Here is a 23,883-nt window from a genome sequence, read left to right as displayed (position 1 = left end):
CGGAAGCAGAAAAAGAACATGGAATTTGTTAGAGTTACAAGGAAGAATTTACCATGAGATGGTCTGGCTTTACCATTGCCCGGGCGGCATGCGCCTATTTTTTCATTTGTCCCGGCCTTGCTTACGGTCTTCTCACTTCACGGCTTCCAGCCCTGAAAAGTCAAACCGGGGCAGATGAAGCTCAAATTGGCCTTATTTTGCTCAGCCTTGGCTTATCGAGTGTTGTGGCCCTGTCGTGCAGCGGTTGGCTTATCGCCCGCTTTGGAAGCGCGCTGATTTTACGGATCGGCTCACTTGTGCTTGTTCTTGCCACAATTCTTTGCAGTCTCGCAGCCGACCCTGTTCAGCTGGGATTAACGTGCATACTGGTCGGCTTGGGCATGGGGCTGGTGGATGTTTCTATGAATACTCAAGGCATACAGATTGAACGGCGTTACGCCTCGCCCTGCATGTCGCTCATGCATGCGTCGTACAGCCTTGGCGGCGTATTGGGGTCACTTACTGGGGCGGTGTTTGCCAGTTTGGGCTTAGGCCCTTTTATTAACATTGCCGGGGTTCTTGGATTTTACACCTGCCTTCGGTTTTGGGCCACACCACGGCTTATGGAAGATTCAGTCCCCGACAGCAAAATCCAATCCCCCACGGGCAAGCACAGCTTGCCGCTGTTTGTCTTTCTGTGCGGGTTATTGTCAATGATAGCGTATGCGGTGGAAGGATCCGTTGCGGAATGGGGCAGCCTGTTGCTGCACACGGTAAAGGGGGCCACAGAGCAAACAGCAGCTCTTGTTTTTGCCGCCTTTTCAACGGCCACGGTCTTATGCCGTATTTTTGGTGACAGACTGCGTAGTTATTGGGGAGATTTTATCCTTGCGCTAGGAGGCTCTGTTCTTGCTCTTTGCGGTATGTCTGCAGTTTTGTTTTTTGATAACCCCGCAGCGAGCCTCGTGGGCTATGCCTTCATGGGCGCGGGTTTGTCGCCCATTGTTCCCATTTTGTTTAGCCGGGCTGGCAGCTACCCCGGTGTGAGCGCGGGAAAAGCCAGCGCCACTGTGTCGTTGTTATCCTATAGCGGCCTGCTGTTTTTCCCACCGTTACTTGGCTTTGTCGCCCATCAGAAAGGGCTTTCTGATGCCCTGCGGATCGTTCTTGCCGCATGCGCCATTCTTGCCTCGGGAACCTTTCTTTTGAGGAAAAAGGCTAAATGATATCTTAGGTGAAGGTGTGGCTCGACAGATCAAACCAAGCGTCATTGCTATAATACAGCAAACTTTCACAGGGTTATCAGTTAAATATATTGCTAGTTGGGTATCCCTTCCACCTTGAGAATCTCACTCAGTTTACTACGAATGCGCTGCTCCTCAGAGCTTCCATTGGTGGCTAAACGAAGTATGGGAATGTTGTAGCGCTTTAATATTTCATCTTTCATTCTATCCCTTGCATACTGGATACTCCCTTCTTTATGGTAAGAGGTTCCATCAATTTCGATTGCTAATATTGGCATTTTATCCATTTTGTTAAAAATGATAAAATCGACATGAGTTGCTGGATGCAATGCGTATTTGCGTTGCTTTTCCAGAAGCCTATCCACATTGTGTAATAATTTACTGAGAGGGTAATGGCAGGTAAAGTCCAATTTGGAGAAAGATTTTTCTACGAGCACCTTCTCTATAAGAGTGTTTGCCAGATTTTCTGAGTCATACTCAGAAATACTTTTGTACTTTTTTAACAATTCAAGCCTTTTTTGCGCATATTGTTTATACAAAAGATCAAAGATTGAACTTATTTCGCTCTGCACAACTTCAAAGTTATGCCGCCGGATGTATTTTATTAAATCTCCGGTATTAGTGTTTTCGTTATCTGCATCAGGCGAAACGACAACGCGCAATCGCCTGATTGCTCTTGACACTGCAACGTTCAAAAGATTTGGGTTATCAGCAAACTCGCCAATTTTATCATCAACAGTACTGATAATAATATTTTCTTTTTCGCGGCCTTGATACTTGTGAACCGTATCTGATTCAAGTTCAGATGTTTGCTCTTGATTGCTCAGAGCGTTTGCTTGAGCACGATAAGGTGTAATTATTCCAGTTGAGTCATCTGGTGCTGCCAACTCCGGAAGAATTTCCCCTTTAATTACATCTAATTGTCTTTGATTAAGGTGCTTTCGAGCATGATTTCCAGGCAGCGTATAGTAAAGCTTCAGCACATCCTGCTCAGAACGATCTTTCGTCATGATAACTAGCTGATTATTATAAAATTTCTTATTACAAAAACCAATTATTTGCGGATGACAACGGTAATGCTCTCTCAGTAATGTTTTAGGAATTTTTTGCCATACAGAAGACGCAGATGAGAGCAAGCTATGCCGGGTATACCTGTATTCATTTTCTATATTATATTTATCTTCTATTTTTAGTGAACGCTGCATATCCTGCGGAGTTATAACATTAGGCAACTGCATCAGATCGCCAACGATAATCGCATTTTTAGCATTTGCGAACGATAAAGCACCAGTAAGAATATCAACCTGCGATGCTTCATCAATAATTATGTAATCAAACATACATTTTTTTGAGAGACTATTTCTAATAGAGTGAGTTGTACTAAGTACTACTGGATACTCTTTTAAAAAATTTTCTGGACTTCTATACAACTCATCCTTCTTAAATAAAGTCCGAGGCATATCAATTCTATAACACGCAGCAATATAACCTTTAAATAAACGGGTAGACTTAAGTTTTATCTCCTGCATCTTATCTTCGAAGCGATACCCACTTAGTTTTTTTTCAAGATAAATCCGTTTATCATCCAACTCTTTTTTATAAATCTCATAAAACAAACTCTGAAGTGTAGGGATCACCTGCTCTGCTGGCTGATTTAAAAAGCTAAAACTGTCCCACCCGTAAAAGAATACTTTCTTGATACGAAACCATAAGCCTTGGATACGAGATTTTTCAGCAAAGTTCTCATATTCTATCCAAAGATTCAGTATGTCTTTATGACTTCCTTTCAGTTTGGGCTTTTGCGGTGGTGATTGAGTTTTTTTCATCCCTAGATAGCTAACAAAATATTTCCGTTCTTGCTCTAACTCAGAACTTTCCTGGCGAACTTGGGCAATTTGATTTTGCACCTCAAGCATCTCATCAAGTTCAGTTGTCAAGATAGCTATTGCGGTCTTGAGATTAGCCAACTCTTCCGCTGGCATTCTCCAAGAAGAAATATCAGGGTAACTTTCAGACTGATTGGTGATGAACTTTTCTTTATTCTTTCCACTGCCCAAGGGGGCACAGAAAAAATCAAAATTATTCTTAGCCAATTTTTCTAGGATGTTGTCCGTCGCAGAGTTGTTGCTTGCGGCAATAGCAACTGTTTTGCCCTGCAGAACAAGGTTGGCAATAATATTGAGGATAGTTTGTGTTTTACCGGTTCCTGGCGGCCCTTCAATAATGCTTATTCTTGAACTTAGAGCGCACGAAACGGCTTTTTTTTGACTTTGATTTAACCCAAAAGGGAAAATTATTGGGTTTGGAAGTGGCATTTTGTCTAGATCGTCCCGGCGAGAAAGATAAAAACCCATGACACTGTTTGTACCAATGAAATCAATATCCCTGTAATACTTCGAAAGTATTGACGCCCCATCATCACATGGCAGACCAATTTCTTCTGCTAATTCTTTAAGATAATAAAATTTTTCTGCAACATGCCTGATCTGTAGGCAATTTTCTTCAATATGAAATTTTTCATCTGTGATTATGCGGCGCTGGCCATTTTTGAAAAACATCTTTTTAAGTTTACCATAATCATGAATCTCTAATACGTTTTCTTGCAGTGCATCATTCACAAACACGCGAGAACTAGCGCAATCTATTTTTTCCTTAAGGCATACGATTTCAACTCTGCTTCCGCCGTATGAATACACCTTATCATTTGAATTAAATACAATGTCATATCCGTTAGCTGTCTTCTTCCATTGCTTTACAGAATCAGTTTTGTCGCAACCATCAACTGTTATGACATAGTCTTCAAATAACACAGCTTACTCCAACATTCTTTATTTATTAATATTTCCTGTGCTTATCAATATGATATATATCTATTACAGCTACCTATATTTATGCCTAAAGTTTAAACGCTAACATCGCTAGTTAGTTAGCACCATCACCCCCATGGCATAATTCCACAAAGCACTTATGGTATAGTTGTATAAGAAGCAAAACGCCAATTTAATGAAATTATGCATAAAATCATGGCTTCTGCAGCTACAAAGGAATCACAGCGCGACACGACCTAAATCATGTGCAAGCTATAAAATCGACATATAAATATGATAACTATGCCAAAACATATGACTATATTGTGAACGGGTCAAGGGGCGTCACTCACTAGAGTATAAATATTTTTCATTTAAATATTCTCAACACAACATTGGAATTGCGTCCCCGGTTTGGGTGTTACATTTGGCTCAAAGAAAAGCGCAACGTTTTTTGAACAGATTAAAGCCGACATGCCTGGTAGCAAAGAAATCTGCAGTGTAGTCATCTCCCTGATCGCAAAATCCACCCAACAAATCCCCTTGTGCTCTCCTCTTCCTCCCGGTAAACAAAAGGCGGGCCTTTACGCACAGGGCGAGGCCGAAACCACAACACGCAGCCAGGACGCCACCGCCCGGCAGGACATAATGATCAATCTTCTCAATCTCACCCTTCCCGAACTGGAAGCCTGGACGCAGGCAGAACTGGGCGAACCCAAATTCCGCGCCATGCAGATATGGCAATGGATATGGCAGCGCATGGCCCGCGATTTCGACACAATGACCAACATTTCCCGGCCTTGCCGCGAAAGCATGGCTGCCAAAGCCTGCATCGTCTGGCCGGAAGTGACCGCTGTGGAAGAAAGCCAGGACGGCACCACCAAATTTTTGTTGCGCCTTGAAGACGGCGCGCAGGTAGAGACTGTTCTTATCCCCTCAGACTCCCGCGAGGGCGTGCGCCGCTGGACCCAGTGCCTCTCCTGCCAGGTGGGCTGCGCAATGGGCTGTACCTTCTGCTCCACTGGCGAAATGGGCTTTGAACGCAACATGACTATGGCTGAAATTCTCGGCCAGATTCTGGTAGCCCGCGAGCACCTGGGCGACACGCGCCTGCACTGGCCCATGCTGCGCAACATCGTTTTTATGGGCATGGGCGAACCCCTGCTGAATTTTAACGAAGTCATGCGCTCATTGCAGAGCCTCAACAGTGACAAGGGATTAAATTTTTCACCGCGCCGCATCACGGTTTCCACCTGCGGCATTGAAAAAAATCTGAAAGAACTGGGCGAATGCGGTCTGGCGTTTTTGGCGGTGTCGCTGCACGCGCCCAATCAGGAACTTCGCGAACGCATCATGCCCAAGGCCGCCCGCTGGCCTCTGGACCGCCTGATGTCCACGCTCCAGTCATACTCGCTCAACACGCGCGAACGCATCACGTTTGAGTACCTGCTGCTTGGCGGCGTCAATGACGGTCTGGAACACGCCAGAGAACTCGTCCCCCTTGTCAATTCGGTCAAGGGCAAGCTGAACCTCATTGTGTATAATCCCGCTGAAGGTTCACCCTATGCCGCCCCCAGCCACGAGCGTGTGCTGGCCTTTGAAAAATATCTTTGGGACAGGGGTGTCACTGCCATTCTGCGCAAGAGCAAGGGACAGGACATCAAGGCTGCCTGCGGGCAGCTCAAGGCTGCCAGACAAAAAGAGCAGCTTGAAGAGATCAAGGCTACTGCCCCTGGGCATGCCGGACAGGAAACTTCTGCCTAGAGCATTCACTTTTGAAATACCCGCACGGATTTAACGGTAAACCGTGCGTTAGCTGACGCAGACGGGATTTGCCGCCCACCGGGCTTTTCAAGTGGTGACGCCCCAACGGGCTGACCACACAACGTTTCTTTTACGATTTGCCAGTTATTCACATAAAAAAGGCGGTCCGACTTTCAAAACCGGACCGCCTTTATCATTTGTAATGGAAAAAACGGACGCGATCAGCCCTTGAGGGCGGTCTTGCCGAGTTCCAGAGCCTTCAGGTTCACTTCCTGAAGTTTGGCGGGCAAGAATTTTTTGATGGCCTCTTCCAGCGCGTCAACGCCAAAGGGCAAAACGCCCGAGGCGCAAACGGCGCTCAAAAGCACGGTGTTGCCGCTCTGTACAGAGCCAGCCTGTATTCCCAACTCGCGGCAGGGAATAAAATGGCACACCCCCGCCACTTCGCAAACGCTGGCCTTGATTCTGTTCATGGCAGGATACTCGGCCTTGCCCAGCGACACGCTTACGGGAGGCATAGGATCACTGCTGGAAAATACCGCGCCGCCCTTTTTCAGATACGGCAGGCCGCGCAGGGTTTCCAAGGGTTCAAAGCCAAGCATGACGTCGGCCTCGCCCAAATCCAGCTTGGGTGAACGCCAGCCGCCAAGCAGCATAACGGATTCCACCACGCCGCCTCGCTGGGCCATGCCGTGCACCTCGCCCGCCACAACTTCCAGCCCGGCTTCAAGGGCCGTGCGTGCCAGCAGGGTCGTGGCCGTCAGGGTGCCCTGACCGCCCACACCTGTAAAATAAACGCGCATGCGCTTCTGGTTGTTCTGCATAGTCATTGTTCTCACCTATCCCTGACGCTTGCGCGCCTTGAAGGCCCCAGGGGCCACCTGCAAGCATACCATGCAGCCCGTGCAAAGGGTCGCGTCCACAGCCAGATTGTCGCCATCGCGGTAAAAGGCGGGGCAGGCAAGCTGCTCGAGGCAGCGCAGGGCTTCCTCGCCCTGTTGCGCAACCTCCGCCACCTGGGGCGAAGTCTTCTTGAGCTGGCGGCGGGCATACAGCACGCAGGGCTCTTCAGTGATGAGCACACGCACGCCGGGTTTGCTCTTCATTTCTTCCAGAGTCTTGGTCAGCGTCTTGATGTTGAAGGCGCGCACCTTGGCAACATCGGTCACGCCCATGCCGCGCACAATGGTTTCAATATCCATGTGGCTGCTCATGCCGCCAAGCATGTCTTGCACCATACCGGGGTTGGGCTGATGGCCCGTCATGGCCGTGGTGCCGTTATCCAGAATAATCATGAGCACGTTGTGCTGGTTGAAAACCGCATTGGCGAGCCCGGTCATACCGGAATGGAAAAACGTGGAGTCGCCGATAAAGGCAATAACAGGCTTTTCAGAGGCGCGGGCAAATCCGCTGCCAGCCGAGATGGACGAGCCCATGCAGACCAGAAAATCCGCAGTGCGCAGGGGCGGCAGAAGACCCAGAGTATAGCAGCCGATGTCGCTGGAGTAGTAGGCATCGTCGCCGAAAACCTGACGTACCGTGTAGTACACGGCCCTGTGCGAACAGCCGGGGCAAAGGTTGGGCGGACGGCCCGGCAGATCAGGCTCTGCACAGCGCGGTTCCTGCACGCTACAGGAAACTTGCAGCCATTGGGCCAGACGGCGCGTAACCAGGGTGGTGGAATACTCACCCTGATGCGTGAGAATATCGTTCTTGCCGTCAATGAGCACAGACAGGCCGCGCTTTTGCACCAAAGCACGAATATCCTGCTCCAGCAAGTCTTCGCCTTCTTCCAGCACCAACACGCGCTTGCACTGATTCAGGAAGCTGCTGACCTTTTCTTCAGGCAACGGCCAGGTCATGCCCAGTTCCAGCACGCGCACGCTGTCTGCCCAGTCATTGGCGGAAAGCGCGTCGGCCAGATAGTTGCGCGAAACACCGCTGACGATGATGCCCAAATCAGTTGGGGCAGCGGGTTCGGTAACGGTGTTGAAGGGGCTATTTTCCGCAATCTGGCGGGCGCGGGCCACAATTTCATCCAGCACAACATGGCGTCTGCGGGCCACGGCGGGTACGGGCACAAAGCGCGAAGGCTCACGGCGGAACTCCACCTTGGGCTGCGGCGCGGGCAGGTCGTCAAAGTCAACGGGGCCACGCATATGGCTGATGCGCGTAGTGGTGCGCAGCAACACGGGCTGTTCAAGCTGGCGGGCCAGGCTGAAAGCTTCGCGGGTCATGTCCTTGGCTTCCTGAGCCGAGGCAGGCTCGAAACAGGGCAGCATGGCAAAACGCGCGTAATAGCGGTTGTCCTGCTCGTTCTGGCTGGAGTGGCAGCCGGGGTCGTCAGCGGAAAGCACCACCAGCCCGCCGGGCAGTCCCGTGTACACGGCTGTAAACAGCGGGTCGGCGGCCACGTTGAGCCCAACGTGCTTCATGGTCACAAGGCTCATTGCGCCGCCCAGGGCAGCGCCGGCGGCCACTTCCATAGCAACCTTTTCGTTGACGGAATATTCCAGCCGATAACGCCCCTCGCCGCCTATGCGGTGAAAGGTGTCCGGCACTTCGGATGAAGGCGTACCCGGATAACAGGTCACTATATGCACGCCCGCTTCAAGAGCGCCGCGCACGATGGCCTCGTTGCCCAACAACAAATGACGCTCACCGTGAGCGCCGTGCAACAGGGGATTGTTGCTCATGCTTCCTCCCGGCCCCGGCGCGTGGCACGCGGGCCGCTAGTGCTACTGAATGCAAGATGCGCCCGTTGGCGCACCCTTATTACGCAACAACCCGCAGCGCTGAACATGCTGCGGGTTGCTGTCTGAAATCGTTACGGCTTTGTCTGCTCGGGCTGCGCGGCCTTTTGACCGCCTTTGTCAGCATCTGGTGTGGCGCCCGTGGCCGAAGCCTTGGGCGCTGCTTCGGCAGCGGCCAGTTTGGGATCAAGCTCGGCGGCGCGGGCACGCAAATAGCTGCTGTTGACGCCCTGAGTTTCGCGGGCCAGAGCCAGATAGGTGCGGGCGGCCAGTTCATTCTGCCCTGCGGCAATGGCGGCTTCAGCCATCATCTGCCGCAACTGCGGTGCATTGGCTGCGCCAGGCAGGGAATTTTGCAGGCCCTGCAACAGGGTCAGAGCTTCAGTGCTTTTTCCGGCCTTGAGCAGTGCTCCGGCTTCGCCAAGAGCGGCAGACAGGCCAAAGGCACCGTCAGTGCTTTTGGCGGCCTTGCCGTAAGCCTGGGCCGCTGTGGCGTAGTCGCCGTTTTGCATGGCGCTGTTAGCCAGAGCCATATAGGCGGCAAAACGCGTGGACGAGGGCGCGCCCTCTGCCAGTTGAGAAAGAGCCTTGACCTGATCCGCGCCCTGGTTTTGTATAATGGTGCGAGCCAGAGCATCGCGGGCTTCTTCCGCCCGGGAGTCACCGTGCCAGTTATAGATGCCCGTGCCTACGAGCACCAGCAGAAAAAGTACCAGCACACCGGCAATAAGCCCGGCGTGACGCAGCATGAACTGCAGAAGAGGCGCACTCTCCTGACTAACTTCCAGTTGCAGGTCACGCAACAGGGGCGCGTCGGCCGCGCCTTGATTCTTTTGCGGATTCATGTATCAAAAACTCCTTAGGGGCGAAATCGCCGCCGTTTCCGTCGTGCATGCAGAGCGCGCACGTTAGGACGGACTCAAGACGGAAGTCTTCTTCATAGGCCACAAACAGTCCTTCTGTCAAAACAAATATCCCTTGGCCAAGGCCGCAAACGCGCGCCCGTGGCCGCTGCCACAAGGAGCTTGCATGACGCCAGCTGAAAAAATGACGCGCCTTGGCGCGCAGGCAAAAAACGCGGCGCGTGCCATGACCAGGGCTACGCCCGAAGCCAAAAACCGGGCGCTTCTGGGACTGGCCGAACTTTTGCGCGAACGCGAGGCTGCCATTCTGGCCGCAAACGCCAGCGACGTTGAAGCCGCAAGGGCTGCCGGGCAGGATTCTGCCCGCCTTGACCGCCTCACGCTCACGCCCGCCATTATGGAAGAAATGCGCGCCGCCTGCGCTCACGTAGCCAACCTGCCCGATCCGGTGGGCGCTACCGAGAGCCAGTGGCAGCGCCCCAACGGCCTGCTGGTAGGCAAGATGCGCATTCCGCTTGGCGTTATCGCTATGATTTACGAGGCCCGCCCCAATGTCACCATCGACGCGGCCATTTTGTGCATCAAGGCTGGCAACGCCGTTATTCTGCGCGGCGGCAGCGAAGCCCTGCATTCCAACACCGCTCTGGCGCAGGCGCTTCAGGACGCTATGGTTCAGGCGGGGCTGCCCGCAGATGCCGCGCAGCTTGTGACCGTGCCGGGCCATGAGGCCGTCAACGCGCTGTGCAAGCTCGACCAGTACATAGATGTCATCATTCCCCGTGGGGGCGAAGGCCTTGTGCGCGCCGTTACCGAAGCCGCCACCATGCCCGTGCTCAAGCATTTCAAGGGAGTGTGCCACGCCTATATCGAGCCTGACGCCGACCTCGACAAGGCTCTGGACATCGTTTTCAACGGCAAGGTGCAGCGCCCCGGCGTATGCAATGCGCTGGAATGCCTGCTTGTCCACAAGGACGTGGCCGCGCGCTTTCTGCCTATGGTGGCGGAAAAGCTCGGCGCTGCCGATGTGGAATTTCGTGCCGACGCTGCCGCCCTGCCGCTTATGAGCAAGGCTCCTGCGGGAAGCGTTGTGCCTCAGAAATCCGAAGACCTCGGGCAGGAATTCCACAATCTCACCCTCGCCGTGCGCGTGGTTGCGGATATGGATGAAGCCTTGGACCACATCGCCCGCTACGGTTCCAACCATACGGAAATCATCTGCACCAACGATCACGCCAAGGCCATGCGCTTTCTGCGCGAGGCCGACGCCTCGATGGTGGCGGTCAATGCGTCCAGCCGCTTCAACGATGGCGGCCAGCTCGGCCTTGGTGCGGAAATCGGCATCTCCACTTCCAAGCTGCATGCCTACGGGGCTATGGGCGTGGAAGAGCTGACCACCACCAAATTTGTGGTACTGGGGCAAGGGCAGGTACGGCAGTAGTGACGGAAAAATTCGGCGCACAAAAGGCAACAGGCGGGCAGACTGCCAGCCAGATGGCGAGGCCAGGAACAGGCCGGGCCATTCTGGGCGGCAGCTTTAATCCCCCGCATGTGGGGCATTTGCGTCTGGCCATTGAGGCCGCCGAAGCACTGGCCCCTCTGGTGAGCGGCGTGGATATGGTGCCCTGCGCCGTGCCGCCGCACAAAACCATGACGGGCATGCTGCCCTTTGATCTGCGCGCCAGCATGGTGGAAGCCAGCATTGCTGACCTGCCCTTCCTGCGCTGCAACAGGCTTGAAGGGCACCGCCAGGGGCCGTCCTACACATGGGACACGCTGCTGGCTTACCGCGAGGCCGAGCCGCAAACAGAGCTTTACTTCATACTGGGCAGCCCCGACTTTGCCCTGCTGCCCACATGGCACAGGGGACTGGAGCTGCCGAGCCTGTGCAACTTTGTTGTTGTGCCGCGTGACGGACAGGCAGGCAGTGATATGGTGGCCACGGCGCAACGGCTGTGGCCTGATGCCAGCGAGCGCGAGCCCCTCATCGGTGACGGCCCGTGCATGGCCCTGCCCGGCGGCGGGTTGGCGCATTTTTTACCCCTGCCCTGGCTGGACGTGAGCGCGTCGCGCCTGCGTAATTTGTGGCTGGCAGGCCGAAGAGTGGATTTTCTGCTGCCTCGGGCGGCCTTTGACATTCTGAAGCAGAGCGAAAAAAACGTGCAGGCACACTGGCGACAGACGGAGAACACATGCTGACAACTGCCCCCAAGGACATACGCGAAAATGTGGCCCGCGCCGTAGGCTACCTGCGTAGAGACGAGGTAGAGCGTTCGCTTCAGGTCATGAGTGAGGCTCTGCGCCGCATGGCCGAGGTCAAAATGCTGCGCTCTGCACGGGCAGAGCTGGACATCCAGATCAGTGAGTTTTTGTCTTCTCTCATCCACCACGCAAGTATGCAGTCGCTGCTGGACCCGGCGCACACGGGCAATCCCAAAAGCATCCCTTTTCAACAGGGCAAGGAAGCGGCCTTGGCCACGGTGCTGGACGGCCTTGCCCGGATTATGCAAAAGGAAGCCGAGCACAGCGTGCAGGCCGAAGCCCGGGCGCGTATGGAAAGGAAAAAGCATCTCATCGATACGGGCCTGCAATTTATTCGCGAGGGTCAGACCGCCAAGGGCCGCGCCTTTTTAAAGCGCGTGATTGAGGAGTTTAGTCAGGAAGAAGGCATTCGCGTTCAGGTAGCCCAAATTTTTGCCGCCGCTGCCCTGCATCAGGAAGCCGCCGAAACATATGAAGAGGCCATTGTCAAGCAGCCGCGTGACCCCGCCGCCTATACCGGCGCGGTAGCCGCCTGGATGGAACTGCACGAATACGAAAAGGCCGAGAGCGTCTACAAGGCCGTGCTGCGAACCTTTGGCGGGCACCCTTCCACCTATGGCAAGATGGCGCAGCTGTATCTTATCTGGCACAAACGCCAGTTGGCGGAGGATATGGCCCTGCGCGCGCTGCACGATGACCCGGAACAGACCGACGCGCTGGAAGTAATGGCCGCGCTGGAGCGCAGATAGGCCGCTGCAACGCTTGGGCATTGCTATTCAAAAAAAGATACGCTATAGACAGCCTTCGGTTACGGGCTCAACGCCCCTGACCTGCGGAGAGGTAGCGAAGCTGGCCGTAACGCGCTCGACTCGAAATCGAGTTGTCCCTTAACCGGGGCACGTGGGTTCGAATCCCACCCTCTCCGCCATATGATGATTCACGGAACTCCGAATTCGTCCGCTAAGCATTGACAGCAGCCGAATTCGGAGTTTTACTTTGTCCGACGATGTCCGGTCAAAATCGCTCATAGCCGAGCGTAAACCGGACACCGCACCGGACATTTTTTATTTTGGCGCTTCCTATGTCCAAAAAATGTCCGGTCAAAAGGAGGAAACGCCCATGGCCCTAAGCGATATGGCTATAAAAAAAGCCAAACCCCGCGAGAAAATTTATACCCTCAAAGACGCAGACGGGCTTTATCTGGAAATAAAGCCTTCAGGTAAAAAATATTGGCGTCTCCGTTACTGGATAGACTCCAAAGAAAACCGCCTCTCCATCGGTGAATATCCCCTCATATCTCTGGCTGAAGCCCGTTCGCGCCGCGATGAAAAACGGCGCATGATTAAAGACGGTATTGACCCTGTGGCACAGGTGCGCGAACAGAAAGCAGCCGTAGCTCCAGATAAGTTCTTTGAGTCTGTAGCGCGTGAATGGGCGCAGAAAAACGCTAATAAATGGACGGAAGGTCATGCCGAATTGAGCTTGCGGCGTCTGGAGATGAACATTTTCCCTTACATCGGCCAAAAGCCCATTGGGGAAATATCCGCACCAGAACTTTTAGAATGCCTTCGCCGCGTTGAGGCCAGAGGAGCGCTTGAGGTCACGCGCCGGGTGCGCGGCCTTTGCTCTATGATTTTTCGTTATGCCATTGCCACGGGCAAGGCAGAACGTGACGTTGCCGCCGACCTCATAGGAGCCTGCGCAACCCCAAAAAAACAGCACCGCCCGACCATTACTGACCCGCAAGAAGTTGGCAGACTCATGCAGGCCATTGATGCCTGTTCAGCCTCGGCAGTTGTATATTGCGCCCTGCGGCTGGCCCCTCTGGTTTTTGTACGCCCCGGTGAACTGCGCAACGCAGAATGGTGCGAGTTCAATCTGGAGGCTGCTGAATGGCGCATTCCAGCCCATAAAACAAAAATGCGCTCTCTGCATATTGTGCCACTCTCTACACAAGCCTTGGACATCCTCAAAGAGTTGCATCCTCTTACAGGAGACGGGAACTTTCTTTTTCCTTCAGTGCGAACGGCATCCCGTCCTATGTCCGACAATACCATTAACGTGGCGTTGCGCCGAATTGGATACGCCAAGGAAGAAATATGTGGGCATGGCTTTAGGGCTATGGCTTCAACCCTGCTTAACGAGCTCGGCTGGAACAGGGACGCTATTGAGCGTCAGCTTGCCCATGGTGAGCGCAATAAAATTCGAGCCGCGTATAACCACGCGGAGTTTTTACCGGAACGCCGCAAAATGATGCAGGCATGGGCTGATTATTTGGAACAACTCTGTCAAAAGGCCTAGCAATGATTCCACTAACAACGCTTGAAAAATATGTTCGCGCTGAAGACCTTATCTGTTTTGCCGACCTTATTTTACGCTGGCCTTGCCAAGCCGTCATAAAAATTCCTTATCATATTACAGTTGGTAATACGTTTGAATCATTAACGGCCTATAAGCTATTAGAAAAATCATACACTCCAGAACATGTTGCATTTTTTCATATTGAAGAACTCAATATGGATCATCATGATGATATCATTAAGACAGCAAGTTCAATAGTATTCTTACTTTCTGATGTAGAAAAAATTGAATCAGACAATCAAGCATATCGGGCATCAAGAAGTCTTCTTGAAAAAGAACCATCTTGCTATCTGGCGACCCAGGAAAACATCGTTGAGATAATGGAAAGAATACTACACGTTTTAAAAATACGAGACACCAGTAATTCTATTATTAGCGAGATGCATAAAGACAGCAGACTATATTCAAATGTCGCTCATTACCTGTACACGCCATTTAGTGATAGTCATATTTCACCAATACTTGAAACACGCCCTACAGATTTAGATTTTTATATGAGCACGCAAAACCTGACGACAAAAGATCAAGCTTCAATATTTGTAAAAAAATGTAACCCACAGGATGAACTTGAAAAAGTACTCACCTTTATTGAGGTCGAGAAACGTTTTCCTAGCTTGCGAAGAGAGGAGATTGGTGAATTGATCCCAGCTCGCCCAGGAGCGAAAATTGAAAAAGAATCAAAGGAAAAACGATATTCACGCTTAAAGCGAGATGCATATCAGTATTGCGAAATAGAAATTGCATGATAAATTTGATAATTGCGCGATTTGTCCCTTGACTGTCTTCCCCAAGGACAACGCAACATCGGCCCATGTTCTCCAACATGGGCCGATTTCATTTTATAGCGGCCCGTAAACCGTAGGAGCCGTTATGGCAAAGGTCGCTTTTTTGTATAGGCAACGACACTACCTACCTGACGAGGGTTTTGTTCGTTTGTCGCAAATTCTCCAAGTGCTGCCCATTGGCAAAACAAGCTGGTGGGAAGGCGTCAAAAACGGGCGCTACCCTGCCCCGCTCAAATTGGGGCCGCGCACAACCGTATGGCGTGTTGAAGATATCCGGGCGCTAATCAGCAACGTGGAAGGGGGAGATGCGGCATGAACCTTTCACAGGCCCATAACCAATCGAACAATCTTCCACCCCTACGGGCGATTAATATGGAAGACTTTCTCGCTATTACTCTTCCTGAGCGCGACTTTTTGTTGCGCCCTGTAATCCCAACCCAAGGCATTGCAATTCTGTTCGCGCCACGCGGCATCGGCAAAACTTTTGCGGCATTGGGCATTGCCCTCGCGGTTGCAGGTGGCCTGTCCATATTCAACTGGCATGCCCCACAAGCCAGAAATGTTCTCTATGTGGACGGTGAAATGCCTGCCATCTCAATGCAGGAACGCCTTGCAGCCCTTTCGCTGGGCATGGCGGCTCCTCCTCGCGCCTTGCAAAACCTCTCCATCATAACCCCTGACATGCAACCCCGGTCTATGCCCGATCTTGCAACGACATACGGGCAACAGGCTCTTGAACCTTTTCTCTCTGGAGTAAACATGCTCGTTCTGGATAACCTCGCCACGCTTTGCCGCACAGGCAAAGAAAACGAGTCTCAATCTTGGACGCCCATACAAACATGGTTACTGGACTTGCGAAGGCGCGGCATGGCTGTCCTGCTGGTGCATCATGCAGGCAAATCAGGTGACCAGCGCGGCACGTCTGCTCGCGAAGACATTATGGACACCGTAATCAGCCTTAGACGCCCTAAAATATACAACGTGGCAGAAGGAGCGCGATTCGAAGTGCATCTGACCAAAGCGCGGGGCATTGTAGGAGAAGAAGCTCTGCCCTTCGAAGTGCATCTGCGTAGTGAGGATAATCGGCTACTTTGGGATGTAAGCGATCTGGTAAATGTTCAGGCCGAAGAACTCAAGCGCCTTCTCGCGGAAGGCCTCAGCCTCAGAGATTGTGCTGATGAAATGGGCGTCAGCAAATCTGTTCTGCATCGACTCAAAAAACGCTTGGAGGGTGAGCAATGACACGGCCTGCAAACCTTCCCCACCACCTGTCCCACTGTCCCACTCTCTGGGGCAGGGACAGCGGGACAGTAATCAACCGCATCACCCCCCAAGCATTAGCAGGTTTGAAGCAAGCCATGTTTTCGCTTCGCTCAAACGGCTTGCTCTGCGAGGCGTCAAAGCACATTGCCGCTTCACGGCAAAAGGAGCGCGCCTATGCTTGCTGAGTCGCGCAAACACGCCCCCCGAAAAAGTGGACGCCCAAAGGGCGACCCCATAAAGGTGCGCCACATGACAATCGGGGTGCGCGTTAATCCGGCAGAGTGGGAGGCGCTTCAGCTTCGTGCGCGGCATATGGGCATGAGCCCTGCGCAGTGGTTGCGCACAGCAGCTTTAAGCAGGCGCATGCCGCTTCCCCCTGTGCCAGAGGTGAACCGCAAGGCCTACGGCGAGCTTGCGCGGTTGGGCGTAAATCTCAACCAAATCGCCAAGGCAGCCAATGCGGGGCGAACGGCTGTTCCCTTCGGCCTATTGAGGGAACTGCTTAGCCAGATCATGTGCTTGCAAGCTTCCCTGATGGGGGTTGCTGGCAATACGCCGCCAGTGGCAGGGGAAATGCCTTGATAGCCAAGTGCATCAAGGGCAAGGGCTTTCGTGGGGCGGCAGCCTACGATTTGCAGCCCCACAAAAGCCTGTTGCTTGAAACCAATATGGCGGGGCGAACACCACGCGCCCTTGCTGCGGAATTTGGGGCCATTCGCGCTTTGAGGCCGAATCTGTCCAAGGCCGTTTGCCATGTGAGCCTGAGCTTGCACCCAGAAGAATCCCTGTCAGATGAGCAGTGGTGTGAGGCCGCGCATTCGTGGCTTCAGGGCATGGGCTTTGTAAACAATCAATATGTCATTAGCCGACATACAGACGCGGCGCACGCACACATTCATATTCTGGTGAACAGGATTGCGCTGGATGGAAAAGTGGTGAGTGACGCGCACGACTACAGGCGACAAGAAAAAATCATGCGGGAGCTGGAGCAACGGTTTTCTCTTCGGCAGGTGCGTTCAAGCCGGGAAACGTTGCGGGCAGCCCTTACGAAAGGGGAGATTGAGCACGCCCTGCGCACTGGCGAGGCCTCCACCCGCATGAACCTACAAAAAATAATTGATGCGGCCCTTACGCAAAAAAATGCGTTGAATGCGTTTTGTCAGCAGTTGGCAGCCCAGGGCGTGACCGTGCGTTTAAATAAAGCCTCCACCGGATTTGTTTCGGGGATCAGCTTTGCGCTTGGTGACGTGACGTTCAAGGGTAGCAAGCTCGGCAAAGGGTACACATGGGGCGCATTGCAACTTAGAGGATTACTCCATGAGCAAGATAGACGAATTGAAGAGCATGAGCAGGGCATCGGAAGCGACAACGCCACCATCCCCGTCGAGCGAGATAGATCAGACAAGGATAGAAGCAAGCCTGATGGTTCTGAGCTTGCAGGAGGAAGCACGAATCAAGAACTCACAGGAGCTGATTCAGCTTTTACGAGAATTGCAGAGAAGTACCTCTCAGGCCGCGCGGGAGATCGGAACCGCAGCTCACCAAGTAAGGGATTATCCCGTTGAGGTTTTGAATCAGCACCGGGCGCGTATGGAGCAATGCTTGGCAAAGTGCGAGGCGGCGGCAATCGCATCAAAGGAATATTTTGATAAATCGCGTGCAGTAATGGATGGTTACGGCAAGGAATTGCGGGGAGATACGTGGTTGCTGGCAAGTGTAACTTCTGGATGCACAGCGATTGCTTTCATGCTTCTGTTCTTGTTTCTCCGCTGGCTAGGTCATTAAGTGTTGCCGTAGGGATTTAGGATATCATCCCAGTAGGTTAATAAATACAGGCTGCTATGCGTAACCGCATGGCAGCCTGCTTTCGCGCTGTAAAAATCAGATACCAAGCCGGATATTTTTTCTGGCATTTCCTTTATGAGCAGTTTTCAGGCTGCTTGCGGAATTTCCCATTTGTCACTCAGACGGCCTCCTTCCAGCACATTTGAGCACCTTACTTTTTCATCTCGGCCAAAGCAGCGTCCACCTGCTGTATAATTTCGCGCACAGTCCGAGCGTCTACATCCACAGTTGCGGCGGCAGCCAAAAAATCCTTTTCGGTTATATCCTTGCCCTTGTTGTTGACCATGCAGGTCTGCTCCCCGTTAATGCCCTCTGACGGCGTAAGGTCATAAACCGGGGCCATGCACCACTGGTTTTCCTTGTTCAGCAGAAAGGAAAAGTTCTTGGAATGGTCGTCCCTGTTGCCGGAGCGCACGTTGAACACCATGAGCCGCACCATTTTGAGCACTTCGCGTATGTCTTTGGTAAGCAGCAGCGTCAGGCGCAGCAAGCTTTCATAGGTGAGCGAGGGTTCGCGGTGCGATGCGTGCAGCAGGCCGCAGGCGGTGTGCACATGCACCTTTTGACCATGCACCCTGTCAAAGCGTTGGACGCCGAAATATCCCGGCGAGGTTGCCGACGGAAACAGGTGCGTTTTCGGCATATCCAGCCCGGCTTCTCTGGCCGCCAGGGAATATGCGTATTCCGTCAGCCCGGTGTTTGGCGGTTCGTGCGCGGAGCGAAATTTGATGATCCAGGGGGTTCCTTGGGGTTCCCCCGCCCCCTGCGGCACAATGCGGTAATCATCGGCAACGTTCACCAGAATTTTGGGTCTGGCCCCTGCGGATGAGCCGTTGAGCTGAATAAGCTTGTCCAGTTGTCCCGCATCCACAGGCGCATCGCGCAGAATCCGCAGAGAATCCTCTGCCAGGGCATCAAGTTCCGCCACAGAAACCGCTTCTTCTGCCTGTTCCGCCGCCGGGGTGTACTCCAGCGCGCCCATGCCGTGGGCACCCACCATGGCAAGGCGCTGCAAGGGCAGGCAGGCATGAAGCGATGAGCCTTTTTTTCGTAATGCCCTGTCCAGCAAAAGCAGCCCCCATCCATCGGGCAGGCTGTCGTTGAATACGCCGAACAGGCCGTCAAAGGTGCGCTTGGGGTCTTCCTTGACCTCTGGGCTGAGCGGAAGCCTGAACGGCGAAATGTTGATGCCCGAATCAAGAAATTCTGGCGCGTACTGAAACAGAATGGTGTTGCTGTGCGCGGCGAGCTTTCCCACATGGCGCCGTACGCCGTATGCATGCAGATGCACGTCAAGATTCATGGCGTTTTCTCCCTGCCCGCTTGCGGGGTGCTGGAGATTGCGGCTTGAACAGGTTTTCTGTGCGCGACGGGTTGAACAAGCCGGAAAAGGCTTCAAGATCGTTAAGAATCAGCGCGATAGCCAGCAGGGACGCGAGGGAGATTTCCCCTGTTGTTTCAAAGCGCTTCACAGAGCCAAGGGAAACGCCGCTGCGGGCCGCCAAATCTTTCTGGCTCATATTGAGAGCAAGACGTTTGGCCTGCGCCTTAGCAGCGATGCCGAGACGGACTTCCTGCGGAGTTTTTAAAATATCGTCTAACATAATAGCTCTTAACTTGATTTTTTAGTATAATAGCTAAAATATAAGATGATAGCAATTGGTTGACGGGGGGGGGCGAACTCGCGCTATAACGTCAACACCAGCCCCGCCGAGCAAGATCGGGGCCGCAGCTCACCAAGAAAAGGAATAACCTGTTGAGGTTTTGAATCAACAACGGGCGCGTATGGAACAGTGCCCGGAAAACGGCGAGGAAGGCGTAAACATCATCTTTCCTCGTCTAGTCAATATCGACAGCAAGCCCAATCGGGCATATTTTTGTTTAACGAATACGTTTAGCGTATTCGTGACGACCACATAGTTCCTTGGGCTGGTATAACCTGCAACCCATTGGGAACTACTAACTTACAAGTGGAATACGCAGTGGGGTAAGGTCATGTGGGTCAACTTGCAGGCTCAGTACGAGGCGGATTTGATGGATGCCTAGAAGCGCACGGATATGGAAAGGATAGTTCTTTACAGCGCGTTGCAGCGGGCTAGTGCTGTCGTTTAGTGTTTTTCATTCTCTTCTATAGATAGGCAGAAGCAATATGTTTGAAGTCACTGGCGAGGATATTTCAAATCTTAATGACGTTGACCTTCGAACATTAGTCGTCAAACTTTGCGAGGCAGAACTCAGGCGTGTTGATCTGCCGGTGTCTGCATTAACTGCTGGTGGCGATCAAAACGCTCCAGATGGCGGCTTAGATGTACGCATTGCATTAAATGAACAGGATAAACAAACGGATTTTATTCCTAGGTCCAATACGGGATTTCAGGTAAAAGTGCCTGACATGCCTCGCAGCGCAATCTTAGAAGAAATGGCTCCAGACGGAAATTTGCGGCCAGTCATTCAGGAATTAGCTCACAAACAGGGAGCATACGTTATTGTTAGTTCCCATGGATCAACAGCCGATAGGCCGCTTCAGAATCGTGTTCTCGCCATGCAAGAGACTGTTGGGGGAGTTCCTGATTTGCCCCCAATTCACTTAGATTTTTACGATAGAGATCGTCTTGCTACTTGGGTAAGGCAGTATCCGGGTGTTTCGCTCTGGGTGCAAACGCAATTAGGTAAAAGTACTTCAGGGTGGCAAGGTTACGGCAATTGGTCTGGGCGAAGCGAGCAAATCGGCACGAAGTATATGCTCGATGAAAAATGCAGATTGTATGATGCACAAGACCCAAAGGGGGGGAAGCTAACTGTAGAGAAAGGGGTTAACCGTCTTCGAGAAGTACTTGTCAATCCCAAAGGCATTGTGCGCCTTATCGGATTATCTGGTGTTGGAAAAACGCGTTTTGTTGAAGCCTTGTTCGATTCAAGCGTTGGAGAAAAGGCTCTTGATCCTGCGGTAGTTGTCTACACGGATATTGCAGCCGAGCCTTCACCTTCGCCTCGGGATATGATTCATCGTTTCGCCCAATCGGCTCAACGGGCGATTATTGTGGTTGATAACTGTCCACCAAGCACACACCATGAGTTGGCAAAAATTAGCGCGTCCGCATTAAGCTCCGTAAGTCTTCTTACTGTAGAATATGATGTTGGTGAGGATGAACCAGAGGGGACGGAGGTCTTTCGGCTTGAGGGTGCTTCTGGAGATGTTATTGAGAACATTATTGAAAAAGTTGCGCCACACATCTCTCAAGTCAATCGTCGCAGAATTTCTGAATTTTCAGGCGGGAACTTTCGCATCGCTCTTGTTTTGGCGAAATCTATTGATCGTAGTGAAAGTGTTGCAAAACTTTCAGACAACGACCTGTTTTCGCGTTTATTCCGACAACGCCGTTCAGAAAATTCTGATCTGCTTCGTGCTGCGGAAGTATGCTCCCTCGTCTATTCATTTAATGGTGAAGTGGCAGAAGGGCAAGAGGCCGAATTGCCCATTTTAGCCAAACTGGCCGAGCTTTCCGTACCTGAGCTTTTTCGGAATGTTCAAGAACTTAAAGAACGCGAATTGGTTCAGCAAAGAAGCAAATGGCGCGCAGTGTTACCCCATGCCTTAGCAAACAAGCTCGCACAACGCGCTTTAGAGCGAACAATGCTAAGTGTGATTTCAGACGCCCTAGTGTTCGAAGGTCCTGAGCGTCTGTTGAAATCATTTTCCCGTAGAATTGGTTACTTACACCACAGTGAAAACGCGCAACGCCTTGTCACGCAATGGTTATCTGAGGGTAGCCTTTTGGGACAAGTGAACAAACTGAATCCTCTGGAGCTGGACATGCTCCGCAATGTTGCCCCTGTAAACCCAGAAGCCACATTGGCAGCGTTGGAACGGTCATTGGGTATTCCCGGAGGAGTTGAGGGCATTACGCCTCTAAGTGAAAGGCGCTATAAAATAGCAGCTTTGATTGCTAATCTCGCTTTTGATGCAGGTCTATTTGAACGGGCTTCTGCTCTGCTTGCCCGATTTGTTATCGCAGAGGCAGCGACGCAGAAATTTAATTCAACCCGTGGAGTATTTGATGGGCTTTTTCAGCTTTACCTCTCAGGTACACATGCTAGCGTGCAGCAGCGGCTTAACTGCATAGATACTTTGCTTAGCTCTCCTAATACTCGTAGTCAGACTGTCGGGCTCGGGGCTTTGGAGCGCATGCTTGAGCCGTATCATTTTTCATCAACCCGTAATTTTGAATTTGGCGCGAGGCCGCGTGACTTCGGGTGGGAACCAACGACGCATGAGGCTGTTGGCTGGTTCCGTGCTGTACTCATGTTTGTATTGCAAAAAATAATTTCAGGTCACAAATGTACTTGTCAGCTTAAATCCCTAGTGGCAACGAATTTTCGAGGGATTTTGACTAAATGGGGAATGCTGAATGAGTTAGAGGAACTTGCTGAAAAAATTATAGAATGCGAAAGTTGGCCTGATGGGTGGCTGCGTGTTCGTGAAGTGATAAAGGATTCTGCGGCTAAAATGCAGCCAGAGGTATTGGAACGTATAAAACGTATTGAAAATTTGCTTCGCCCAAAAGACTTATTGGAGCAATCTAAAGCATGTGTGTTGTTGCCTCAATGGTCTTCGTTTGAGTTCTCTGAAGTAGTTTCTGGTGCTGAAAAAAAAGATTTTCAGACAAGTTTTAGCAAGGTAGATACAATTTCTGAGGAGCTAGGCAAAGTCGTTGCAGTAACTCCAGACGTGTTTTCTCAACTTTTGCCAGACCTAGTGAAAGACAGCCATGGGCGAGGGGTGGCGTTTGGAATCGGGCTCGCTCAAGGTGCGACCAATCTCCATGAAATGTGGGAAGTGCTTAAAACTGCATTCACTACAGCCCCTGAACTGGTTCAAACTCCAATGGTGTTAAGGGGATTTCTTATTGGCGCCTCTCAGCGTTCGTTGAAAATAGTGTCTAGCTTTTTAGATTCAGCCGTATCTGACCCCGCATTGGGGAAAGTGTTTCCATTTTTGCAATGCGCGGTGGAAATCGGTAGTCGGGGTGGGCAGCGTTTGCTTGAATCATTGCCTTTAGGAATCGTCCCTCTATGGGGGTATAAATATCTTTGCACCGGAGGGGTGACCGCTTCGATCCCGAATGCACAGCTGAAACAGTTCCTTATTGAGCTGTCACACCGTCCAAGCGGGTGTGCAGTTGCAATTGAAATTTTGGTTATGAGGATTTACCCTTTGAAAGGTGCCAGTCTTTCAGTGCCTCAAGAGTTTATTAGCTGTGGCTGTGAACTCCTCTTGAGATATGATTTTACAGACGTAGTCCCGAACGATGTGAGCAATATTTGTGAAATTTTAAAAGTGTGCCTTGCTAGTCAAGGGGGGGGAGGATTGGCGCAAAAAATTTGCCTAAATTTGATCCACAGTATTTCTGACGGTCAAACATCCTTCTCTAAGTGTTCACGAATAATAGAAGAGTTGTTTGAGGCCACACCGTTGATCGCTTTGGATGTATTTATCCCACCTAAAGGGGACAAGCGTGTCCGGCTGTTATATGAATTCTGGCAAAACAAGGGCATTGCATTGAGGCGTGTTCAACCAGCAGTCTTGATTGACTGGGCTAATGAGGAACCCAAAATTCGATTTCCAGAATTGGCAGAAGCGATTGATCTATTTGTTTCAGCAGACAGTAGTTCTTCCATTGCGATTTCGCCTGAGGCGCTGCAATTAATTAGTGCTGCGCCAGATAAAAGTATTGTGCTTGCTGGGCTGGAAAAAAGTTTCGACTCAATTTCTTGGTGTGGGTCACTTTCAGAAGCATATGATATGAGGCGTTCAGCCCTTAGACCTCTTAAAAATCATTTGAGCGAAGTAGTTGTGTCGTGGGCGTGTGAGTGGGATGCGAACCTCATAAGACGGGCTGAGGCCGAACGATCGCGTGAACGTGCCGAGGATGAACGATTCGAGTAAATTAGGCTAGTAA

General features: G+C 51.7%; 18 protein-coding genes and 1 tRNA gene. 13 read left to right on the top strand and 6 right to left on the bottom strand.

Annotation, left to right across the window (positions count from 1 at the left end):
• The first annotated feature begins 53 nt into the window (after positions 1-53).
• The gene (locus HNQ38_RS05515) at positions 54-1,205 is read left to right on the top strand and encodes an MFS transporter (protein WP_183718431.1); all 1,152 of its coding nucleotides are present in this window, start codon (positions 54-56) and stop codon (positions 1,203-1,205) included.
• A 92-nt stretch (positions 1,206-1,297) separates the two neighbouring features.
• On the opposite strand, the gene HNQ38_RS05510 is transcribed toward HNQ38_RS05515, so the two are convergent.
• On the bottom strand, positions 1,298-4,033 hold the full coding sequence (locus HNQ38_RS05510; RefSeq protein WP_183718430.1) for an AAA domain-containing protein: 2,736 nt from the start codon (positions 4,031-4,033) through the stop codon (positions 1,298-1,300).
• Between the two features lie 645 nt (positions 4,034-4,678).
• Here HNQ38_RS05510 and rlmN point away from each other — a divergent pair.
• The gene (rlmN, locus tag HNQ38_RS05505) at positions 4,679-5,794 is read left to right on the top strand and encodes a dual-specificity RNA methyltransferase RlmN (protein ID WP_183718429.1); all 1,116 of its coding nucleotides are present in this window, start codon (positions 4,679-4,681) and stop codon (positions 5,792-5,794) included.
• Positions 5,795-6,015: 221 nt separating this feature from the next.
• Here the strand turns inward: rlmN and HNQ38_RS05500 are convergent, their stop codons facing one another.
• From HNQ38_RS05500 to HNQ38_RS05490, 3 genes are all read right to left on the bottom strand, one after another.
• Positions 6,016-6,624, bottom strand: a complete 609-nt coding sequence (locus HNQ38_RS05500; RefSeq protein WP_183718428.1) for an indolepyruvate oxidoreductase subunit beta — start codon at positions 6,622-6,624, stop codon at positions 6,016-6,018.
• Between the two features lie 9 nt (positions 6,625-6,633).
• Positions 6,634-8,490 (bottom strand): indolepyruvate ferredoxin oxidoreductase subunit alpha, encoded by a 1,857-nt coding sequence (gene iorA, locus HNQ38_RS05495; RefSeq protein WP_183718427.1) that lies wholly within the window; start codon positions 8,488-8,490, stop codon positions 6,634-6,636.
• A gap of 131 nt (positions 8,491-8,621) precedes the next feature.
• On the bottom strand, positions 8,622-9,392 hold the full coding sequence (locus HNQ38_RS05490) for a tetratricopeptide repeat protein (protein WP_183718426.1): 771 nt from the start codon (positions 9,390-9,392) through the stop codon (positions 8,622-8,624).
• A gap of 184 nt (positions 9,393-9,576) precedes the next feature.
• Here HNQ38_RS05490 and HNQ38_RS05485 point away from each other — a divergent pair, with 184 nt between their 5' ends.
• The 10 genes from HNQ38_RS05485 to HNQ38_RS05440 all read left to right on the top strand — a co-directional run bounded on the left by HNQ38_RS05485 (position 9,577) and on the right by HNQ38_RS05440 (position 17,643).
• Positions 9,577-10,848, top strand: coding sequence for a glutamate-5-semialdehyde dehydrogenase (locus tag HNQ38_RS05485; RefSeq protein ID WP_183718425.1), 1,272 nt, complete (start codon positions 9,577-9,579; stop codon positions 10,846-10,848).
• Positions 10,848-11,606 carry a nicotinate-nicotinamide nucleotide adenylyltransferase gene (locus HNQ38_RS05480; RefSeq protein WP_343060108.1) on the top strand — a complete coding sequence of 253 codons (759 nt, stop codon included), beginning with the start codon at positions 10,848-10,850 and terminating at the stop codon, positions 11,604-11,606. The genes HNQ38_RS05485 and HNQ38_RS05480 overlap by 1 nt, the downstream gene beginning before the upstream one ends.
• Complete coding sequence (locus tag HNQ38_RS05475) at positions 11,600-12,418, top strand: tetratricopeptide repeat protein (protein ID WP_183718424.1); 819 nt, start codon at positions 11,600-11,602, stop codon at positions 12,416-12,418. Before HNQ38_RS05480 ends, HNQ38_RS05475 begins: the two co-directional genes overlap by 7 nt.
• A gap of 85 nt (positions 12,419-12,503) precedes the next feature.
• Positions 12,504-12,597, top strand: a tRNA-Ser gene (locus HNQ38_RS05470).
• A 191-nt stretch (positions 12,598-12,788) separates the two neighbouring features.
• Positions 12,789-13,970, top strand: coding sequence for a tyrosine-type recombinase/integrase (locus HNQ38_RS05465; protein ID WP_183718423.1), 1,182 nt, complete (start codon positions 12,789-12,791; stop codon positions 13,968-13,970).
• A 2-nt stretch (positions 13,971-13,972) separates the two neighbouring features.
• A complete protein-coding gene (locus tag HNQ38_RS05460) occupies positions 13,973-14,776 on the top strand; it encodes a hypothetical protein (RefSeq protein WP_183718422.1) in 804 nt (267 codons plus the stop codon).
• A gap of 124 nt (positions 14,777-14,900) precedes the next feature.
• Positions 14,901-15,131, top strand: a complete 231-nt coding sequence (locus tag HNQ38_RS05455) for a helix-turn-helix transcriptional regulator (protein ID WP_183718421.1) — start codon at positions 14,901-14,903, stop codon at positions 15,129-15,131.
• Positions 15,132-15,187: 56 nt separating this feature from the next.
• Positions 15,188-16,057, top strand: a complete 870-nt coding sequence (locus HNQ38_RS05450) for an AAA family ATPase (protein ID WP_246388011.1) — start codon at positions 15,188-15,190, stop codon at positions 16,055-16,057.
• A gap of 195 nt (positions 16,058-16,252) precedes the next feature.
• Entirely contained in the window at positions 16,253-16,660 is a 408-nt protein-coding gene (locus HNQ38_RS05445) for a plasmid mobilization protein (RefSeq protein ID WP_183718419.1), read from the top strand.
• Positions 16,657-17,643 (top strand): relaxase/mobilization nuclease domain-containing protein, encoded by a 987-nt coding sequence (locus HNQ38_RS05440; RefSeq protein WP_183718418.1) that lies wholly within the window; start codon positions 16,657-16,659, stop codon positions 17,641-17,643. Before HNQ38_RS05445 ends, HNQ38_RS05440 begins: the two co-directional genes overlap by 4 nt.
• A 431-nt stretch (positions 17,644-18,074) precedes the next feature.
• Here the strand turns inward: HNQ38_RS05440 and HNQ38_RS05435 are convergent, their stop codons facing one another.
• Together HNQ38_RS05435 and HNQ38_RS05430 are read right to left on the bottom strand one after the other, a co-directional pair.
• Positions 18,075-19,226 (bottom strand): type II toxin-antitoxin system HipA family toxin, encoded by a 1,152-nt coding sequence (locus HNQ38_RS05435; protein WP_183718417.1) that lies wholly within the window; start codon positions 19,224-19,226, stop codon positions 18,075-18,077.
• Entirely contained in the window at positions 19,216-19,527 is a 312-nt protein-coding gene (locus HNQ38_RS05430; RefSeq protein WP_183718416.1) for a helix-turn-helix domain-containing protein, read from the bottom strand. Before HNQ38_RS05430 ends, HNQ38_RS05435 begins: the two co-directional genes overlap by 11 nt.
• Before the next feature lie 545 nt (positions 19,528-20,072).
• Between HNQ38_RS05430 and HNQ38_RS05425 the strand changes: the two genes are divergently transcribed.
• Complete coding sequence (locus HNQ38_RS05425) at positions 20,073-23,870, top strand: hypothetical protein (RefSeq protein WP_183718415.1); 3,798 nt, start codon at positions 20,073-20,075, stop codon at positions 23,868-23,870.
• The last annotated feature ends 13 nt before the right edge of the window (positions 23,871-23,883 follow it).

The sequence above is a fragment of the Desulfovibrio intestinalis genome (assembly GCF_014202345.1).
GTDB classification, from domain to species: Bacteria; Desulfobacterota; Desulfovibrionia; order Desulfovibrionales; family Desulfovibrionaceae; genus Desulfovibrio; species Desulfovibrio intestinalis.
Note: the sequence above shows the minus strand (reverse complement) of the source record. Positions and strands in the feature narration are given on the sequence as shown.

What these genes read in the sequence shown, in the direction of transcription:
- HNQ38_RS05500 (WP_183718428.1), bottom strand. Translation starts at nt 6,624, where the DNA reads ATGACTATGCAGAACAACCAGAAGCGCATGCGCGTTTATTTTACAGGT.
- HNQ38_RS05490 (WP_183718426.1), bottom strand. Translation starts at nt 9,392, where the DNA reads ATGAATCCGCAAAAGAATCAAGGCGCGGCCGACGCGCCCCTGTTGCGT.
- rlmN (WP_183718429.1), top strand. Translation starts at nt 4,679, where the DNA reads ATGATCAATCTTCTCAATCTCACCCTTCCCGAACTGGAAGCCTGGACG.
- HNQ38_RS05450 (WP_246388011.1), top strand. Translation starts at nt 15,188, where the DNA reads ATGGAAGACTTTCTCGCTATTACTCTTCCTGAGCGCGACTTTTTGTTG.
- HNQ38_RS05485 (WP_183718425.1), top strand. Translation starts at nt 9,577, where the DNA reads ATGACGCCAGCTGAAAAAATGACGCGCCTTGGCGCGCAGGCAAAAAAC.
- HNQ38_RS05430 (WP_183718416.1), bottom strand. Translation starts at nt 19,527, where the DNA reads ATGTTAGACGATATTTTAAAAACTCCGCAGGAAGTCCGTCTCGGCATC.
- HNQ38_RS05455 (WP_183718421.1), top strand. Translation starts at nt 14,901, where the DNA reads ATGGCAAAGGTCGCTTTTTTGTATAGGCAACGACACTACCTACCTGAC.
- HNQ38_RS05460 (WP_183718422.1), top strand. Translation starts at nt 13,973, where the DNA reads ATGATTCCACTAACAACGCTTGAAAAATATGTTCGCGCTGAAGACCTT.
- HNQ38_RS05515 (WP_183718431.1), top strand. Translation starts at nt 54, where the DNA reads ATGAGATGGTCTGGCTTTACCATTGCCCGGGCGGCATGCGCCTATTTT.
- HNQ38_RS05445 (WP_183718419.1), top strand. Translation starts at nt 16,253, where the DNA reads ATGCTTGCTGAGTCGCGCAAACACGCCCCCCGAAAAAGTGGACGCCCA.
- iorA (WP_183718427.1), bottom strand. Translation starts at nt 8,490, where the DNA reads ATGAGCAACAATCCCCTGTTGCACGGCGCTCACGGTGAGCGTCATTTG.
- HNQ38_RS05435 (WP_183718417.1), bottom strand. Translation starts at nt 19,226, where the DNA reads ATGAATCTTGACGTGCATCTGCATGCATACGGCGTACGGCGCCATGTG.
- HNQ38_RS05475 (WP_183718424.1), top strand. Translation starts at nt 11,600, where the DNA reads ATGCTGACAACTGCCCCCAAGGACATACGCGAAAATGTGGCCCGCGCC.
- HNQ38_RS05465 (WP_183718423.1), top strand. Translation starts at nt 12,789, where the DNA reads ATGGCCCTAAGCGATATGGCTATAAAAAAAGCCAAACCCCGCGAGAAA.
- HNQ38_RS05425 (WP_183718415.1), top strand. Translation starts at nt 20,073, where the DNA reads ATGTTTGAAGTCACTGGCGAGGATATTTCAAATCTTAATGACGTTGAC.